Origin of the sequence: Pseudomonas sp. Irchel 3A7, assembly GCF_900187565.1 — a bacterium.
Taxonomy (GTDB): Bacteria; Pseudomonadota; Gammaproteobacteria; order Pseudomonadales; family Pseudomonadaceae; genus Aquipseudomonas.
In genome coordinates this window covers 98,413-114,894 of sequence record NZ_FYED01000021.1, presented here as the reverse complement: position 1 = coordinate 114,894, position 16,482 = coordinate 98,413, and the positions used below count along the sequence as shown (strand labels likewise).

15 protein-coding genes are annotated in these 16,482 nt (G+C 60.7%); 8 read left to right on the top strand and 7 right to left on the bottom strand.

Going from position 1 to position 16,482, the window contains the following annotated elements; translation table 11 throughout:
* The first annotated feature begins 10 nt into the window (after positions 1–10).
* Positions 11–709: a DNA-3-methyladenine glycosylase gene (locus CKW21_RS28975; RefSeq protein ID WP_095197237.1), complete on the top strand. Its 699-nt coding sequence runs from the start codon at positions 11–13 to the stop codon at positions 707–709.
* A 158-nt stretch (positions 710–867) separates the two neighbouring features.
* Complete coding sequence (locus CKW21_RS28970; protein WP_095197236.1) at positions 868–2,184, top strand: bifunctional DedA family/phosphatase PAP2 family protein; 1,317 nt, start codon at positions 868–870, stop codon at positions 2,182–2,184.
* Positions 2,185–2,219: 35 nt separating this feature from the next.
* Here the strand turns inward: CKW21_RS28970 and CKW21_RS28965 are convergent, their stop codons facing one another.
* Genes CKW21_RS28965 through CKW21_RS28955 form a run of 3 tightly spaced genes read right to left on the bottom strand, consistent with a single transcriptional unit; the run spans position 2,220 to position 3,900 of the window.
* Complete coding sequence (locus tag CKW21_RS28965; protein WP_095197235.1) at positions 2,220–2,810, bottom strand: LON peptidase substrate-binding domain-containing protein; 591 nt, start codon at positions 2,808–2,810, stop codon at positions 2,220–2,222.
* An 11-nt stretch (positions 2,811–2,821) separates the two neighbouring features.
* A complete protein-coding gene (locus tag CKW21_RS28960) occupies positions 2,822–3,538 on the bottom strand; it encodes an LrgB family protein (protein WP_095197234.1) in 717 nt (238 codons plus the stop codon).
* Entirely contained in the window at positions 3,535–3,900 is a 366-nt protein-coding gene (locus tag CKW21_RS28955; protein WP_095197233.1) for a CidA/LrgA family protein, read from the bottom strand. The genes CKW21_RS28960 and CKW21_RS28955 overlap by 4 nt, the downstream gene beginning before the upstream one ends.
* Before the next feature lie 193 nt (positions 3,901–4,093).
* Here CKW21_RS28955 and CKW21_RS28950 point away from each other — a divergent pair, with 193 nt between their 5' ends.
* The 3 genes from CKW21_RS28950 (at position 4,094) to CKW21_RS28940 (ending at position 7,051) form a co-directional block, all read left to right on the top strand.
* Positions 4,094–4,549: a MaoC family dehydratase gene (locus CKW21_RS28950; RefSeq protein WP_095197232.1), complete on the top strand. Its 456-nt coding sequence runs from the start codon at positions 4,094–4,096 to the stop codon at positions 4,547–4,549.
* Between the two features lie 115 nt (positions 4,550–4,664).
* Positions 4,665–6,383: a C13 family peptidase gene (locus tag CKW21_RS28945; protein ID WP_095197231.1), complete on the top strand. Its 1,719-nt coding sequence runs from the start codon at positions 4,665–4,667 to the stop codon at positions 6,381–6,383.
* 26 nt (positions 6,384–6,409) lie between these two features.
* Positions 6,410–7,051 (top strand): oxidoreductase, encoded by a 642-nt coding sequence (locus CKW21_RS28940; RefSeq protein WP_095197230.1) that lies wholly within the window; start codon positions 6,410–6,412, stop codon positions 7,049–7,051.
* A 47-nt stretch (positions 7,052–7,098) separates the two neighbouring features.
* Here CKW21_RS28940 and CKW21_RS28935 read toward each other — a convergent pair whose 3' ends face one another.
* The 4 genes from CKW21_RS28935 to CKW21_RS28920 all read right to left on the bottom strand — a co-directional run bounded on the left by CKW21_RS28935 (position 7,099) and on the right by CKW21_RS28920 (position 11,471).
* Positions 7,099–7,383 carry a YceK/YidQ family lipoprotein gene (locus tag CKW21_RS28935; RefSeq protein WP_095197229.1) on the bottom strand — a complete coding sequence of 95 codons (285 nt, stop codon included), beginning with the start codon at positions 7,381–7,383 and terminating at the stop codon, positions 7,099–7,101.
* Positions 7,376–8,008 (bottom strand): flavin prenyltransferase UbiX, encoded by a 633-nt coding sequence (gene ubiX, locus CKW21_RS28930; protein ID WP_095197228.1) that lies wholly within the window; start codon positions 8,006–8,008, stop codon positions 7,376–7,378. The genes CKW21_RS28935 and ubiX overlap by 8 nt, the downstream gene beginning before the upstream one ends.
* A complete protein-coding gene (gene mpl / locus CKW21_RS28925; RefSeq protein WP_095197227.1) occupies positions 8,005–9,354 on the bottom strand; it encodes a UDP-N-acetylmuramate:L-alanyl-gamma-D-glutamyl-meso-diaminopimelate ligase in 1,350 nt (449 codons plus the stop codon). The genes ubiX and mpl overlap by 4 nt, the downstream gene beginning before the upstream one ends.
* Before the next feature lie 206 nt (positions 9,355–9,560).
* Positions 9,561–11,471: a sigma-54-dependent Fis family transcriptional regulator gene (locus CKW21_RS28920; protein ID WP_095197226.1), complete on the bottom strand. Its 1,911-nt coding sequence runs from the start codon at positions 11,469–11,471 to the stop codon at positions 9,561–9,563.
* Between the two features lie 300 nt (positions 11,472–11,771).
* On the opposite strand from CKW21_RS28920, the gene CKW21_RS28915 reads away from it, so the two are divergent.
* The 3 genes from CKW21_RS28915 (at position 11,772) to CKW21_RS28905 (ending at position 16,477) form a co-directional block, all read left to right on the top strand.
* A complete protein-coding gene (locus CKW21_RS28915) occupies positions 11,772–13,292 on the top strand; it encodes an aldehyde dehydrogenase family protein (RefSeq protein WP_095197225.1) in 1,521 nt (506 codons plus the stop codon).
* A 221-nt stretch (positions 13,293–13,513) separates the two neighbouring features.
* Positions 13,514–14,884 carry an ethanolamine permease gene (eat, locus tag CKW21_RS28910; protein ID WP_095197224.1) on the top strand — a complete coding sequence of 457 codons (1,371 nt, stop codon included), beginning with the start codon at positions 13,514–13,516 and terminating at the stop codon, positions 14,882–14,884.
* 198 nt (positions 14,885–15,082) lie between these two features.
* Positions 15,083–16,477 (top strand): ethanolamine ammonia-lyase subunit EutB, encoded by a 1,395-nt coding sequence (locus tag CKW21_RS28905; protein WP_095197223.1) that lies wholly within the window; start codon positions 15,083–15,085, stop codon positions 16,475–16,477.
* Positions 16,478–16,482: the final 5 nt, after the last annotated feature.

The following is a 16,482-nucleotide window of genomic DNA, read 5'->3' as shown; positions in this document are numbered from 1 at the left end:
GCCGTTCATCATGTCCAACCTGACTGTTCGAGCGTCCGCCGCGAGCCTGCCCAAGGGCCTTCCGGACGCGTTTTTCGACCGCGACGCGCAAGTTCTGGCCCGGGATCTACTGGGCAAAGTCATCCGCCATCGGGTCGGCGACCTCTGGCTCAGTGCCCGAATCATCGAGACCGAAGCCTATTACTGCGCCGAAAAAGGCAGCCACGCCTCCCTGGGCTATACAGAAAAGCGTAAGGCTTTGTTTCTGGACGGTGGCCACATCTATATGTATTACGCCCGCGGCGGCGACTCTCTAAATTTCAGCGCCCAGGGGCCGGGCAACGCGGTACTGATCAAGTCTGCCTATCCGTGGGTCGACGAACTGAGCGGACCGGCGAGCCTGGCACAAATGCTGTTGAACAACCCCGACGCCCAGGGCCGCCCTCGCCCGTCGCAAAAGTTGTGTGCCGGGCAGACTCTGCTGTGCAAATCTCTAGGTTTGAAGGTACCGGCGTGGGATGCCAAGCGCTTCGATCATGAGGTGTTGCTGGTAGAAGACGTCGGCCAGACGCCCGCCCACGTCATCCAGGCCACGCGACTGGGCATTCCCCATGGGCGCGACGAACACCTGATGTACCGCTTCGTCGACGCCTCCTACGCGGCCTGGTGCACGCGGAACCCGCTGCGAAGGGGGCAGGTCGAAGGTCGCGATTATTTTGTGCTGTCCTGACCTTGACCTGGACTTGAAGCAAAAGAAATCCCCTGTGGGAGCGAGCCTGCTCGCGAAGAGGCCAGCACACGCACCATCTTTGTTGACTGATAGTGCGCATTCGCGAGCAGGCTCGCTCCCACAAAAAAGGCATTTGAACATTCAATGGAGTTGTATTTATGGGCCCATGGCTCGATAGCGTGACTGGTTGGCTGACGGTCAACCCGCAATGGCTGGCGGCAGCGGTGTTCATCGTGGCCTTCGTCGAATGCCTGGCGATTGCCGGGTTGATCGTTCCCGGCACGGTTTTGCTGTTCGCCGTGGCGGTACTGGCAGGTAGCGGTGCCCTGTCACTGAGCGAAACGTTATTGCTGGGTTTCCTCGCCGGCGTACTCGGCGATGTGGTTTCTTATTTTCTGGGGCGTCATTTCCATCAGAACATCCGGCGCCTGCCAGGCCTGCGCCATCACCCGGAATGGATCGCCGGGGCCGAGGCGTACTTTCAGCGGTATGGCATCGCCAGCTTGCTGGTCGGGCGCTTTATCGGCCCTTTGCGTCCCATGCTGCCCATGGTGGCCGGGATGTTCGACATGCCGTTCCCGCGTTTTTTTGCCGTCAGCCTGCTGGCCGGCGCAGGGTGGTCAGTCGCGTACCTGCTGCCCGGCTGGGCCACCGGCGCAGCCATTCGCCTGCCATTGCCTGAGGGCTTCTGGCCGCAGGCCGGGATCGTCGCCGGCAGCATTGCGCTGATGGTCGGACTGAGCGCTACCAGCAGCCTGCGCAAGCACCGCAAGGCGACGATGTTCATTACCGGGATGAGCTTTCTGATTCTGGCGGGGCTGTTTATCGGCTTCGCGCACCTGACTGCCCTCGATCAGGGGATGATGACCCTGGTGCAGGAGCATCGCAGCCCGACGCTCGATGAAGTGGCGGTGGTCTTCACGCTGATCGGTGAATTCCGCAACATGCTGATCTTCAGTGCCTTGCTGGTCGTGCTGCTGCTGATCGCCCGACAATGGCGCCAGGCGATCTTCGCTTGCAGCACGCTGTTGTTCACTGCGCTGGGCAACACCGCGACCAAACACTTTTTCGCCCGTATGCGCCCGGAAGTGCTGAGCGACCCGCTGACCAGTTACAGCATGCCCAGCGGTCATGCCTCGGGCGCCTTCGCACTGTTCCTGACCCTCGCCGTCCTCGCCGGCCGTGGACAACCGCCACGGATGCGCTTGACCTGGCTGCTGGTAGGTTGCTTGCCGGCACTGGCGATCGCCCTGTCGCGGGTGTACCTCGGGGCGCATTGGCCGACCGATGTGCTGGCCGGCGCGATGCTCGCGGCCTGCGTCTGCGCAGCAAGCCTGTGGCTGATTCAGCGCCGCACGTCACTCAACGCCATGCCGCCCAGGATCTGGTGGCTGGTGTTGCCTTCGCTGGTGGCGCTGTTCGGATTCTTCGTATTGCGGCATTTGCCGCATACGATGTTGCGGTATGCCTATTGAAGATCAAAAGATCGCCGGCTGCGATCTTTTGACCGTCAAGCAAACAACTCACCCTGCAACTCATCCAGCAGCGCCTGAATCGCATCCAGCCGCTGCTGCGGATCATCGAGTTGCAGCAGGTCGATCTTGTCCAGTTCGGCGAACGGCAACAGGTACGCCAACTGATTGGCCAGCGACTGTTGCCCGGTCGCTTCGGTGCCCATGTTCAACGCTTCGACCATCGGGTGTTCGGCCAGGGCCTTGAGCAGGGCCACCAGATCAGCGTCTTCATCCTGCAACGGTTGCTCGGGCTCTTCGTCCAGCCACTCGACTTCGGCCACGATCAACTGATCGCGTTGCACGTCGGTGCGCAACACATGGAAGCGCCGACCGCCCTGCACCCGAATGCCCAGCAGGCCGTTGTCCTGTTGCTTGAAATCGGTGATCAGCGCTTCGCACCCGACCAATGCGTAACCCGCCGGGGCGATGCCGACCTCTTCGCCGTCAAGAATGCACACCACGCCGAAGCCGCCACCCTGTTTCATGCAGCGACCGATCATGTCCAGGTAACGCGCCTCGAAAATCTGCAGATCGAGGATGCAGCCTGGAAACAGCACCGTGTTCAGCGGAAAAAGCGGCAGACTCATAGACATTTCCTTCACACCACCATCGACACCGCCAACGGCAGCAACACCGCCGTGGCCACGCCCATCAAACTCATTGCCAGCGCCGCAAAGGCGCCGCACTCGTCATTTTCCTGCATCGCCACCGCCGTGCCTACCGCGTGGGCCGTCATGCCCAACGCCATGCCTCGGGCCTCGGGGCTGCGAACCCCGAGCCGGGTCAACAGGCTCGGGCCGAAGATCGCGCCAATCACGCCAGTGATCAATACGAACACCGCCGCCAGCGCCGCAACACCACCGATCTGCTCGGCCACCAGCATCGCAATAGGCGAAGTCACCGACTTCGGCGCCATGGTCATCAGGATCATATGTTCAGCCCCGAACCACCAGCCCAGCAATACGCCCATGCCTGTGGCAACCACACCGCCTACCACCAGCGTAGTAAATATCGGCCAGAACAACTGCCGAATCCGTCGCAGGTTGAGGTATAGCGGCACGGCCAGTGCGACGGTGGCCGGGCCGAGCAGGATACTGAGGATCTCGGTGCTCTTGCGGTACTCGGCATACGTCAGCCCGCAGCCTACCAACACACCGATCACCAGCAACATGGAGACCAGCACAGGCTGCAAAAAGATCCAGCGGGTTTTCTCGAAAGCTGCCAGAACCAGCTGGTAGGCGCCAAGGGTAATGCCGATGCCGAACAACGGATGATGGATCACCGATGTCCAGGCACCCTCCCAGTCAAGGATCATGGGTTGTCCTCACGCGGGTGGCTGTGGCGCTTGATCAGGCGCTGCATCAGCACACCCGCGAACGCCATGGACAGCACCAGCGACAACACCAGCGCCCCGACAATGGCCCAGAAATCGGCGGCGATGTCTTTGGCGTACACCATCACCCCCACCGCCGGCGGCACCAGCAGCAAGGGCAGATAACGCAGCAGGCTGCCGGCCGCCTGGTTCAGGGGCTCACCCACCTGACCCCGGCTGATCAGGTACACCAGCAGAAGCAGCAGGCCAATGATCGGCCCCGGCAACACCGGTAAAAACAAATGGTTGATGGCTGTGCCAAGCAATTGGAACAGCACCAGCCAGGTCAAACCTCGTAACAACATCCCTCATCTCCCGCAAACCACCCGCAATGACGGGCCGAGCATTATAAGCACGCCTGCCGTATACATCGGCATTCGCCAAAAGCATGGTCGGTTGACCGGAGCAATTTGCCATGTTGATCTAAAGTGGTAATCCGGGAGGTCAAATCCCCCCACCTCAAAACTATAAAACCGATGAACACCAAGGAGAGTCTCAATGCCCTATGTTCCAGTTGCAGAGCTCAATGATTATGTCGGCAAGGAACTTGGACGTTCCGAATGGCTCACGATCGATCAGGAGCGCATCAACCTGTTCGCCGAAGCCACAGGGGACTATCAGTTCATCCACGTCGATCCTGTCAAAGCGGCACAGACGCCATTTGGCGGCACCATTGCCCACGGATTCCTGTCGCTGTCGTTGATCCCGAAACTGATGGAAGACATCCTCATCCTTCCAGAAGGTGTGAAGATGGTGGTCAATTATGGCCTGGACAGCGTGCGTTTCATTCAACCGGTCAAGGTCGATTCGAAAGTGCGGCTCAAGGTCGATCTGTCCGAAGTCACCGAGAAGAAACCTGGCCAATGGCTGCTCAAGGCCATCGCCACCCTGGAAATCGAAGGTTCGGACAAACCGGCGTACATCGCTGAATCCTTGTCGCTCTGCTTCGTGTAAACCTTCCCGGATGCGAAGCAGCTCATGCTGTTTCGCACCTGCTGCTTTTTTCTACCGCCTGTATATGGACACATAGCTGCGGCATACTCGGTCGCCTAATTGCCCGGAACCCGCTATGCGCCTACTTGCACTCCTTGCCCTGACCCTGATGCTCACCGCTTGCGGCGACGGCGAATCGCCGCTGCCTCCCGACGCTCGCCTGCCGGACGGCGGACGCTATCGCGGTGACCTGGTCGATGGATTGTTGCAAGGCCAGGGCCGCATCGATTACCCGAACGGCAGCTGGTATGCCGGCGAGTTTGACAAGGGACAATGGCATGGCCAGGGCGAATGGCACGGCAGCAACGGCGAGGTCTATCGCGGGCAATTCAACAAAGGCCTGTTCGATGGCCAGGGTAGCCTGAGAACGAATGGCAGCAGCTACAACGGTGGTTTCAAGCTAGGCCGGCGCGACGGCGAAGGCACCCTCAAAGAAAACGGCATGACTTATCGTGGCGAGTTCAAGGCCGATCAGTATTCAGGGCTCGGTCGCCTGGAACTCGAAGACGGCAGCGCGTACCAGGGTCAGTTCGCCCACGGTAAACCCAACGGCGAAGGCCAGCGCGGCGACGGTAATGGCAATCAGTTCACCGGGCATTTCGTCGACGGCCAACTGGAAGGCAACGGGACATTCAACAGCGCTGACGGTGACATCTACGTCGGTGGCTTCAAGAACAATCAACTGCACGGCAAGGGTCGCTACGAAAACGCGGACGGCGATGTCTGGCTGGGTCAATTCAAGGAAGGCTCACTCAACGGCAAAGGCGAGCTGATCGGCGCCGACGGCAGCCATTACATCGGTAACTTCAACGACTGGCGTTTCAGCGGCCAGGGCCGCTTGAACCTGGCCGACGGCAGTTTCTACATCGGCCAGTTCGACAGCGACACCTATTCCGGTCGCGGCACCTTGGTGCTGACGGATGGCTCGGTGCTCAGCGGTACCTGGATCAACGGCCAGCGCGTGCGCGACGCCGATGGCAAGTTGCTGCCCGACACCCTCGAACTCGGACTGCTGGCCCAGGGGCGGCTGCTCGAAGATGCATTAAGCAACGTACCGGCCTCGACCCCGGCGGTCGAGCTGTACACCCTGACCCTGGGCGGCGACGGCAAGCAGAGTGTGTTCCTGCGAGAATCCGACTACGTGGCCAACATGCTCACCAGCCGTTTCGGTGCCTTTGGCCAGATCCGCCTGGTGAACCATCGCGATCACCTCGGCGACCGGCCGATGGCCACCCGGGAAAACCTGCGCCGCGCATCCGTGACCCTGGCCGAACGCAGCGGCCCGGAAGATCTGATATTCATCTACCTGACCAGCCACGGCACCAGCGAGCACGAACTGGTACTCGACCAGCCACGCATGGAGCTGGCCGACCTGCCGGCCGACGAACTGGCCGCGGTGCTCGCCCCCCTGAAAAACCGCGACAAGGTCATCGTGATTTCAGCCTGCTACTCCGGCGGTTTCATTCCCGCCCTCAAGGACGAACGGACGCTGATCATGACCGCTTCGCGGGCCGACCGCGTATCGTTCGGCTGCTCGGAAGAAGCCAATTTCACCTACTTCGGCGACGCCCTGTTTGCCCAGGCCTTGAACCAGACAGACGATCTGGAGCAAGCCTTCAAACTGGCCAAGGCCACCGTCGCCGAGCGCGAACTGGCCGATAACTACGAGGCCTCCGAGCCGCAGATCTGGGCACCGAAAACCGTACTGTCACACTGGCAATTGTTGCGTAAACAGCAGGCACGCAAAGCGCTGCAAAATGTCTCGATTGACAGCAAGGATACAAAGAACAACTAAGCTGACAGTATCAAGGGAGAAACACTATGTACTTGACGCCTCAGCACGTATTGCTTGCCGGAGCCACTGGTTTGACCGGTGAACATTTGCTCGATCGTCTGCTCAATGAGCCAACGATTTCACGGGTACTGGCACCCTCACGCCGCCCCCTGGCCGAGCACCCTCATCTTGAAAACCCGGTCGGCGACCCGGCGGTGTTTCTGTCGCAGTTGAACGGTCGCGTCGACATCGCCTATTGCTGCCTCGGCACCACCATCAAGCAAGCCGGCTCGGAGGAGGCATTTCGCGCGGTGGACCTGGACATGGTGGTGGCATTCGCCAAACGTGCGAGGGAGATGGGCGCCCGGCACCTGATCGTGATCAGCGCATTGGGGGCCGACCGCAGATCTCCGATTTTCTACAACCGGGTTAAAGGCGAGATGGAGTACGCATTGCGGGCACAGAACTGGCCACAGCTGACCATTTGCCGACCTTCGCTGCTGCTGGGCGAGCGCCTCGAACGACGGGCGGCCGAGCAATTCGTCGGACCGTTGTCCCGATTGATCCCTGGCAAGTACCGCGGCATCGAAGCCTGCCAACTGGCCCGTGCCATGTGGCGCCTGGCGCTGGAAGAGCAGGATGGGATCAGGATTGTCGAGTCGGATGAGCTGAGAAAGCTGGGCAAGTAATCTGCGGACTTGTGGCGAGGGAGCTTGCTCCCTCGCCACAAATGTCCTTACAACCCGCCCGTCGCCTGAAAGCTCACACCCAACACCGTCAACAACGACAACGGCAACAGCAACGTGTCGAGCAACGCACTGGCCGGCAGATCAACCCCGGGATAACTCGGAGCTTCAGCACCGAAACGATCCTTCGCGCAACAGCCACCCTTCATCGCATACAGATCCAGCCGTGTCCCCGCATACACCACCGGCGCCCCCGGTTTCGCGGCATCCAGCGTACGGGCCGTGGCGCAGCCGACCAATTGCAACGCCAGCAACATAATCAGCAGCTTATTCATCACTGCTCAGATGGTGCTCGCCCCAACGTGGCAGCATGTCCTGGGGAATACCCAGCAGATTGAGAATCCGCGCCACCACGAAATCGATCAGATCGTCGATGGTTTGCGGCTGATGATAGAAGCCCGGCGATGCCGGCAGAATCGTCACGCCCATGTTCGACAACTTGAGCATGTGCTCCAGGTGAATGCTCGAATACGGCGCCTCGCGCGGCACCAGAATCAGCTGACGGCGCTCCTTCAATGTCACGTCGGCAGCGCGTTCGATCAGGTTGTTGCAGGCACCGGTCGCGATGGCCGACAGCGTCCCGGTGGAACACGGTACCACCACCATCGCCGCCGGCGCACCGGAGCCCGAGGCCACCGGTGACATCCAGTCTTCCTTGCCATACACGCGGATCTGCCCGGCGGCGGCGCCGGTGTATTCGGTGAGGAAGGCCTGCATCATTTGCGGTTTGGCCGGCAGCGTGACATCGGTTTCAGTGGCCATTACCAGTTGCGCGGCCTTGGAAATCAGGAAGTGCACTTCGCGGTCTTCGCGCACCAGGCAGTCGAGCAGGCGCAAGCCGTACTGGGCGCCAGAAGCGCCGGTCATCGCCAGCGTGATGCGATCCGGACCATTGCTCATTTGAGCGCCTCGGCGAGTTTACCGTGCAGGCCGCCGAAACCGCCGTTGCTCATGATCACCACGTGGGTGCCCGGTTGCGCCTGGCTTTTCACGCGCTCGATGATGCCCTCCAGCGAGTCGCTGACAATCGACGGCACGGTGCACAGCGCGGCGGTGGCTGCCAGGTCCCAACCGAGATTGGCCGGTGCGTACCAGATCACCTGATCGGCATCGACCACACTTTCCGGCAAGCCGTCGCGGTGCGCGCCGAGCTTCATGGAGTTGGAGCGCGGCTCGATGATCGCGATCAACGGCGCATCGCCGATACGCTTGCGCAGGCCATCAAGCGTGGTGGCGATGGCGGTCGGGTGATGCGCGAAGTCGTCATAAATGGTGATGCCACGCACCTCCCCGACTTTCTCCATCCGCCGCTTCACGCTTTTGAAAGCACTCAATGCCGCGATGCCCATGGACGGCACCACGCCGACATGCCGCGCGGCTGCCAGGGTGGCCAGTGCGTTGGCAACGTTGTGCTGGCCAGTCATGTCCCACTCGACCACGCCTTGGGAAACCCCTTCGAACATCACTTCAAAGGCCGATCCATCTTCACTGAGCAACTTGACCTGCCACTGACCGCCAGCACCGGTGGTTTGCACCGGGGTCCAGCAACCCATTTCGATGACACGCTGCAACGCCGGTTCGGTGGTCGGATGAATCACCAGGCCTTCGCTCGGGATGGTCCGCACCAGATGGTGGAATTGGCGCTCGATGGCGGGCAGGTCCGGGAAGATATCGGCGTGGTCGAATTCCAGGTTGTTCAGGATCGCCGTGCGCGGGCGGTAGTGAACGAACTTGGAGCGTTTGTCGAAAAAGGCGCTGTCGTATTCGTCGGCTTCGATCACGAAAAACGGTGTGCCGCCCAGACGCGCCGACACCGAGAAGTTCTGGGGCACGCCACCAATCAGGAAGCCCGGGCTCATGCCCGCGTGCTCCAGTACCCAGGCAAGCATGCTGCTGGTGGTGGTCTTGCCGTGTGTACCGGCAACCGCCAGCACCCAGCGACCTTGCAGTACGTGGTCGGCCAGCCATTGCGGGCCGGAGACATAAGGCAGGCCTTTGTTCAGCACATACTCCACTGCCGGGTTGCCGCGCGACATGGCGTTGCCGATCACCACCAGGTCGGGGGCCGGATCGAGTTGGGCCGGGTCGTAGCCTTGGGTCAACTCGATGCCCTGAGCCTCAAGCTGAGTGCTCATGGGCGGGTAGACGTTGGCATCGGAGCCCGTCACGTGATGGCCCAGCTCTTTGGCCAGAACCGCCATCGAACCCATGAAAGTGCCGCAGATACCAAGAATATGAATGTGCATAGTCGACCTCGTAAAACATGGCCGCAGGTTAGCGTAGGGAGGGGAAAATCGCACCCTTTAGCTTTTCTGTGGCGAGGGAGCTTGCTCCCGCTGGGTCGCGCAGCGGCCCCAAAACCTGCAATCACGAAGGTTCTGACAAACCGAATCATTTGAAGGCGGCTGCCTTGCAGCCGAACGGGAGCAAGCTCCCTCGCCACAAAACGCGTTTAACGGGCTATCCCGTGCTTGCGCAGCTTTCTATAGAGCGTGTTACGACTGACGCCCAGCTGTTGCGCCGTATGCGTCATATGCCAACGCGTCTGCTCCAGCGCATTCAACAACGCCAGCCGCTCGGCATCCTCCAGCGGATGGTCGGACTCTTCAGCTGACTGCGCGACCATCGGTCGTGCCTGTCGGATCATCGCCGGCAAATCCTCCAAACCGATCCGCCCGCCGTCACACAACGCCGCCAACGTGCGCAGCACATTGCGCAACTGCCGAACGTTGCCCGGCCAGGCAAACCCGAGCAACGCCTCCCTGGCCGTTCCATCGATCTGCACCGCTTCCCCGCCCGCCTCTTCGGCCAGTAAAAAGTCGAGCAACTGCGACTTGTCACTGCGATCGCGTAATGCCGGCAGCGCCACTTCCAGGCCGTTGAGTCGGTAATACAGGTCCTCGCGAAAACTGCCGTCCTGCACCCGCTCCAGCAAGTTACGGTGCGTGGCGCTGATGATCCGCACGTTGATCGCCTGGGGCTCGCCACCGATCGGCACTACCTGACGATCTTCGAGCACCCTCAATAGCCGCGTCTGCAAGGCCAGGGGCATGTCCCCGATTTCATCGAGGAACAAGGTTCCGCCATCGGCCTGCTGCAACTTGCCGCGCATGCCTTCCTTGCGCGCACCGGTAAAACTGCCGCCGCGATAACCGAACAGTTCGCTCTCGATCAGGCTTTCGGGAATGGCCGCGCAGTTGAGGGCGACGAAGGCTTTCGCAGCCCGTTGGCTGGCCTGATGGACGGCTTTGGCAAAGGCCTCTTTGCCCGACCCGGTTTCACCGTTGATCAGCAGCGGCACATCGCGTTCGTACACACGCAGAGCCTTGCGGAAATCCGCTTGCAACGCGGCATCGCCCAGACAGATGCCCGACAGCGGTGCACGCTCTTCAATGACCGGGCTGGGGACCAGCGGCACCGGCACACGGCGCGGCTGGCCGCGCAACACGGCAAACAGGCTGCGCCCGTCGCGGGTACGCAGCGGCCAACTGGCACTGGCATTGACGCTCGCGCGGCCGAGCAGATCATCGAGTGCACAGTCGAAAAACGCTTCCACCGGCTTGCCCAGCAAACCACCGCGCACATGCCCCAAAAGGTTCAGTGCGCTCTGATTGACCGCGCAGATCCGCCCTTCCCCGTCGAACGCCAACAAGCCTTCACTGAACAGCCCGACGGACTCGGCCTGCAGATGAAAACGCAGCAGCCATTGGTTGTCGAAATAACGCAGGAAATAGCAGCTCTCGATCATCTTCGCCGAAAGATTGACCAGGGCCATGGTGTGAAACTGGCTCTGGCGCGATACGTCGTGGCGCGCCGAAGACACATCAAGCACCGCCAGCAGCTCACCATGAGGGTCAAACACCGGGCTCGCCGAGCACGTCAGGCCGGTATGGCGGCCGCGAAAATGTTCGTCCTGATGGATCGTCAGCGCCTGACGCTCCACCAGGCAGGTACCGATGCCGTTGGTGCCTTCGCAGGCCTCGCTCCAGTCAGCGCCAAGCCAAAGCCCGGCGCGTTCGAAAATCTTCCGCTCGGCAGGGGCCGTCACGCAGTTGAGGATCACGCCACGCGCGTCGGTCAGCAGCACCGCGTGCCCGGAACCGGAGAGCTGTTGATGCAGACTGGTCATTTCGTTGCCGGCAATGTGCAGCACTTGCTGCAGGCGTTCGCGGCTTTCAAGCACGCGCCCATGCTCCAGTACCGTCGGTGCGATGGTCAGGGCCGGGTCCAGGTGATAGTCCTCAAGACAGCGCAGCCACGAGCGGGCGATGGACGGATCACTGCCCGGACCGTGCAGGTGGGTTTTGCCCTGCGTCACGGTCAATACTTGTTGGGCATGGCGACTCAAATGATTGTCGTGCATTTCTTATTGTTCTCCCCGGGGCTCGGCGACCCGTGCATGAGGTGATGCCGAGCATCCTCCAGCCTAGCCTGCAATGCAATGCTGGCAAGACCGGGTAGTCACAGCCTGTGCCATGAACGGTACAAAGTGTCACGGGGCCTGTACCGAAAGCGTCACAGTCGCAGCCCGCCCGTCTGACAAAAATAACGCAAGGCCTTGATTTGCCTGACCTGCAGGGCGATGGCCCAGCCTTTGCTCTACGCTTATAGCAAGCGCACATGCGCGACTCCCTATAAGCACAAAAGCAAGGAGAGAACCATCATGCGTTACGCTCACCCCGGTACTGAAGGCGCTATCGTTTCGTTCAAGAGCAAGTACGGTAACTACATCGGCGGCGAGTTCGTCGCGCCTGTCAAAGGTCAGTACTTCACCAATACCTCGCCAGTGAATGGCCAACCGATTGCCGAATTCCCCCGTTCCACGGCCGAAGACATCGACAAGGCCCTGGACGCTGCCCACGCGGCGGCCGATGCCTGGGGCGCCACGTCCGCCCAGGCTCGCTCGCTGGTGCTGCTGAAAATCGCCGACCGCATCGAAGAAAACCTCGAACTGCTGGCAATCACCGAATCCTGGGACAACGGCAAAGCCGTGCGGGAAACCCTCAACGCCGATATCCCGCTGGCCGCCGACCACTTCCGCTACTTCGCCGGTTGCATCCGCGCCCAGGAAGGCAGCGCTGCCGAAATCGACGGCAACACCGTGGCCTATCACATCCATGAACCGCTGGGCGTGGTCGGGCAGATCATCCCGTGGAACTTCCCGATCCTGATGGCCGCCTGGAAACTTGCCCCGGCCCTGGCTGCCGGTAACTGCGTGGTGCTCAAGCCTGCCGAGCAAACCCCGCTGGGCATTACCGTCCTGGTCGAACTGATCGGCGACCTGCTGCCACCTGGCGTGCTGAACATCGTGCAAGGCTTCGGTAAAGAAGCCGGCGAAGCCCTGGCCACCAGCAAGCGCATCGCCAAAATCGCCTTTACCGGCTCGACCCCGGTTGGCTCGCACATCATGAAATGCGCGGCCGAAAACATCATTCCGTCCACCGTGGAGCTGGGTGGCAAATCGCCGAACATTTTCTTTGAAGACATCATGCAAGCCGAACCGTCCTTCATCGAAAAAGCCGCGGAAGGCCTGGTGCTGGCATTCTTCAACCAGGGCGAAGTCTGCACCTGCCCTTCCCGCGCATTGGTGCAGGAATCGATCTACGACGACTTCATGATAGAGGTGATGAAAAAAGTCCTGTCGATCAAGCGCGGCGACCCGCTGGACACTGACACCATGGTCGGCGCCCAGGCATCCGAGCAGCAATTCGACAAAATCCTTTCGTACCTGGAAATCGCCAAGGGCGAAGGCGCCGAGCTGCTGACCGGCGGCAAGGTGGAAAAACTCGAAGGCAATCTGGCAAGCGGGTATTACATCCAGCCGACCTTGCTCAAGGGCACCAACAAAATGCGCGTGTTCCAGGAAGAGATCTTTGGCCCGGTGGTGAGCATCACCACCTTCAAGGACGAAGCCGAAGCCCTGGCCATCGCCAACGACACCGAGTTCGGCCTGGGTGCCGGCCTCTGGACCCGCGACATCAACCGCGCCTACCGCATGGGCCGCGCCATCAAGGCCGGTCGTGTGTGGACCAACTGCTACCACCTGTACCCGGCGCATGCCGCGTTCGGCGGTTACAAAAAGTCCGGTGTCGGCCGTGAAACCCACAAAATGATGCTCGATCACTATCAGCAGACCAAAAACCTGCTGGTGAGCTACGACATCAATCCGCTGGGCTTCTTCTAAATACCGGGGGCGATGCATATTTTTGCATCGCCCCTCACATCGCTTTCGCGAGCAGGCTCGCTCCCACATTCACACCGCGCCCCCTGCTCGCGAAGGTATCCTCAATGACACACCCAACATCGCCTGGCCGCTCTGGCACGGGCTTTGCGTACCCGCATCAAACGCAAATGCAGTTCCCGAAAGTCCAAAAGATCGAACAATAAAAAAGACAGCGAGGACTTATGACAACTACCACACAGCTCAAACCCACCCTCGGCACCCTGCATTTATGGGGCATTGCCGTCGGCCTGGTGATTTCCGGCGAATACTTTGGCTGGAGTTACGGCTGGGGCACCGCAGGGACCCTGGGTTTCCTTGTCACCGCCTTGATGGTGGCGACGATGTACACCTGTTTCATCTTCAGTTTCACCGAATTGACCACTGCCATTCCCCACGCTGGCGGGCCCTTTGCCTACAGTCGGCGGGCCTTTGGCGAGAAAGGTGGATTGATCGCCGGCATCGCCACACTGATCGAATTTGTCTTTGCGCCACCGGCAATCGCCATGGCCATCGGCGCCTACCTCAACGTGCAATACCCGGAACTGGACCCGAAAATCGCTGCGGTAGGCGCCTATTTCGTGTTCATGACCCTCAATATTCTGGGGGTCAGCATCGCTGCCACCTTCGAACTGGTGGTCACCGTGCTGGCGGTCGCCGAACTGCTGGTGTTCATGGGTGTGGTGGCGCCGGGCTTCAGCTTCAGTAATTTCGTACTCAACGGTTGGTCAGGTTCCAACGAATTCACGATGGGCTCTATTCCCGGTATTTTCGCCGCCATTCCCTTCGCGATCTGGTTCTTTCTCGCCATTGAAGGCGCGGCCATGGCGGCGGAAGAAGCCAAGGACCCGAAACGTACGATTCCCAAGGCCTATGTCAGCGGCATTCTGACCCTGGTGTTTCTGGCCATTGGCGTGATGGTGATGGCCGGCGGCGTGGGCGACTGGCGTCAGCTCTCCAACATCAACGACCCGCTGCCCCAGGCCATGAAATCGGTCGTGGGTGACAATTCGACCTGGATGCACATGCTGGTCTGGATCGGCCTGTTCGGCCTGGTGGCCAGTTTCCACGGGATCATCCTGGGCTATTCACGACAGTTCTTCGCCCTGGCCCGCGCCGGTTACCTGCCGCGCGGCCTGGCAAAACTCTCGCGTTTCCAGACCCCGCACCGGGCCATTCTGGCGGGTGGCGTAATTGGCATCGCGGCGATCTACAGCGATGGCCTGATCAACCTGCAAGGCATGAGCCTGACCGCAGCGATGATCACCATGTCGGTGTTCGGCGCCATCGTGATGTACATCATCAGTATGCTGAGCCTGTTCAAGCTGCGTAAGACCGAGCCGAACCTGGAACGCACCTTCCGCGCCCCGGGCTATCCGATCGTGCCGGGGATCGCGCTGTTTCTGGCCTTGGTGTGCCTGGTGGCGATGGCCTGGTTCAACACCTTGATCGGCCTGATCTTCCTCGGTTTCATGGTCGCCGGTTACCTGTATTTCCAATTAACCGCCCGGCAACGCTCCGAGGCGCCAGCGGACGCTATGCTCGAAGGTGCATGAGTTGCACCGGCGCCGGGCCGAAAGCCTGGCGCCTGCTTTATTGAAGTGCACGCAGCCCCCATGTGGGAGCGAGCCTGCTCGCGAAAACGGACTGACATTCAACACCTGTATTGAATGAAATACTGAATTCGCGAGCAGGCTCGCTCCCACATGGGTTCAGCGACGTATTTAAATCATTGATTGATTCAGGAGGACAGCGTGGCCGTATTTGCCCATTCCGTCGGCGCCCAGACCTATCGCTTCGACAGCCTCAAGGAAGTGATGGCCAAGGCCAGCCCGGCGCGTTCCGGGGATTTTCTGGCCGGTGTCGCCGCCCTTAACGATGGCGAGCGCGTCGCTGCACAAATGGCCTTGGCTGACATTCCCCTGAGCTATTTCCTGCAGGAAGCACTGATTCCCTATGAAGCCGATGAAGTCACTCGCCTGATCATCGACACCCACGACAAGCAGGCCTTCGCGGTCGTCAGTCACCTCACGGTCGGCGGGTTTCGCGACTGGCTGTTGAGCGATGCCGCCGACGAGCAGGTCCTGCGCGCGCTCGCCCCCGGTCTGACCCCGGAAATGGTGGCCGCCGTGTCGAAAATCATGCGCGTGCAGGATCTGGTCCTGGTGGCGCAGAAAGTTCGTGTGGTCACGCAGTTTCGCGGCACCCTCGGCCTGCGCGGCCGCCTGTCCACCCGCCTGCAACCCAACCACCCCACCGACGAACCGGCCGGTATCGCCGCAAGCATTCTCGACGGCCTGCTGCACGGTAACGGCGATGCCATGATCGGTATCAATCCGGCCACCGACAGCATCGCGTCGATCTGCGCCATGCTGGAAATGCTCGACGCGATCATCCAGCGCTACGAGATTCCGACCCAGGCTTGCGTGCTGACCCATGTCACCACCTCGATTGAAGCGGTCAATCGCGGTGTGCCACTGGACCTGGTGTTCCAGTCGATCGCCGGCACCGAGGCGGCCAACGCCAGCTTCGGTATCAATCTGAACGTACTCAAAGAGGGATACGACGCCGGATTGAGCCTCAATCGCGGCACACTCGGACAGAACCTGATGTACTTCGAAACCGGCCAGGGAAGCGCTCTATCGGCCAATGCCCACCATGGCGTCGACCAACAGACCTGCGAAACCCGGGCCTACGCCGTCGCGCGACATTTCAACCCATTCCTGGTGAACACCGTCGTAGGCTTCATCGGACCGGAATACCTCTACAACGGCAAACAGATCATTCGCGCCGGCCTCGAAGACCACTTTTGCGGCAAGCTGCTGGGCGTGCCGATGGGCTGCGACATCTGTTACACCAACCATGCCGAGGCCGACCAGGACGACATGGACACCTTGCTGACCCTGCTGAGCGTGGCCGGGATCAACTTCATCATGGGCATTCCCGGCTCCGACGACATCATGCTCAACTACCAGACCACTTCGTTCCACGATGCGCTCTATGCCCGGCAGACGCTGGGGCTCAAGCCGGCACCGGAATTCGAACAGTGGCTGGCAAAAATGGGCATCTTTACCCAGGCGGACGGCAAGGTTCTCTTCGGCAACAGCCTGCCACCGGCCTTTCGCCAGGCCCTGGCGCAATTGGGATGAGTGTT

What these genes read in the sequence shown, in the direction of transcription:
- CKW21_RS28945 (WP_095197231.1), top strand. Translation starts at nt 4,665, where the DNA reads ATGCGCCTACTTGCACTCCTTGCCCTGACCCTGATGCTCACCGCTTGC.
- CKW21_RS28955 (WP_095197233.1), bottom strand. Translation starts at nt 3,900, where the DNA reads ATGTTGTTACGAGGTTTGACCTGGCTGGTGCTGTTCCAATTGCTTGGC.
- CKW21_RS28920 (WP_095197226.1), bottom strand. Translation starts at nt 11,471, where the DNA reads ATGCACGACAATCATTTGAGTCGCCATGCCCAACAAGTATTGACCGTG.
- CKW21_RS28960 (WP_095197234.1), bottom strand. Translation starts at nt 3,538, where the DNA reads ATGATCCTTGACTGGGAGGGTGCCTGGACATCGGTGATCCATCATCCG.
- CKW21_RS28935 (WP_095197229.1), bottom strand. Translation starts at nt 7,383, where the DNA reads ATGAATAAGCTGCTGATTATGTTGCTGGCGTTGCAATTGGTCGGCTGC.
- CKW21_RS28950 (WP_095197232.1), top strand. Translation starts at nt 4,094, where the DNA reads ATGCCCTATGTTCCAGTTGCAGAGCTCAATGATTATGTCGGCAAGGAA.
- CKW21_RS28975 (WP_095197237.1), top strand. Translation starts at nt 11, where the DNA reads ATGTCCAACCTGACTGTTCGAGCGTCCGCCGCGAGCCTGCCCAAGGGC.
- CKW21_RS28915 (WP_095197225.1), top strand. Translation starts at nt 11,772, where the DNA reads ATGCGTTACGCTCACCCCGGTACTGAAGGCGCTATCGTTTCGTTCAAG.
- CKW21_RS28965 (WP_095197235.1), bottom strand. Translation starts at nt 2,810, where the DNA reads ATGAGTCTGCCGCTTTTTCCGCTGAACACGGTGCTGTTTCCAGGCTGC.
- mpl (WP_095197227.1), bottom strand. Translation starts at nt 9,354, where the DNA reads ATGCACATTCATATTCTTGGTATCTGCGGCACTTTCATGGGTTCGATG.
- ubiX (WP_095197228.1), bottom strand. Translation starts at nt 8,008, where the DNA reads ATGAGCAATGGTCCGGATCGCATCACGCTGGCGATGACCGGCGCTTCT.
- eat (WP_095197224.1), top strand. Translation starts at nt 13,514, where the DNA reads ATGACAACTACCACACAGCTCAAACCCACCCTCGGCACCCTGCATTTA.
- CKW21_RS28970 (WP_095197236.1), top strand. Translation starts at nt 868, where the DNA reads ATGGGCCCATGGCTCGATAGCGTGACTGGTTGGCTGACGGTCAACCCG.
- CKW21_RS28940 (WP_095197230.1), top strand. Translation starts at nt 6,410, where the DNA reads ATGTACTTGACGCCTCAGCACGTATTGCTTGCCGGAGCCACTGGTTTG.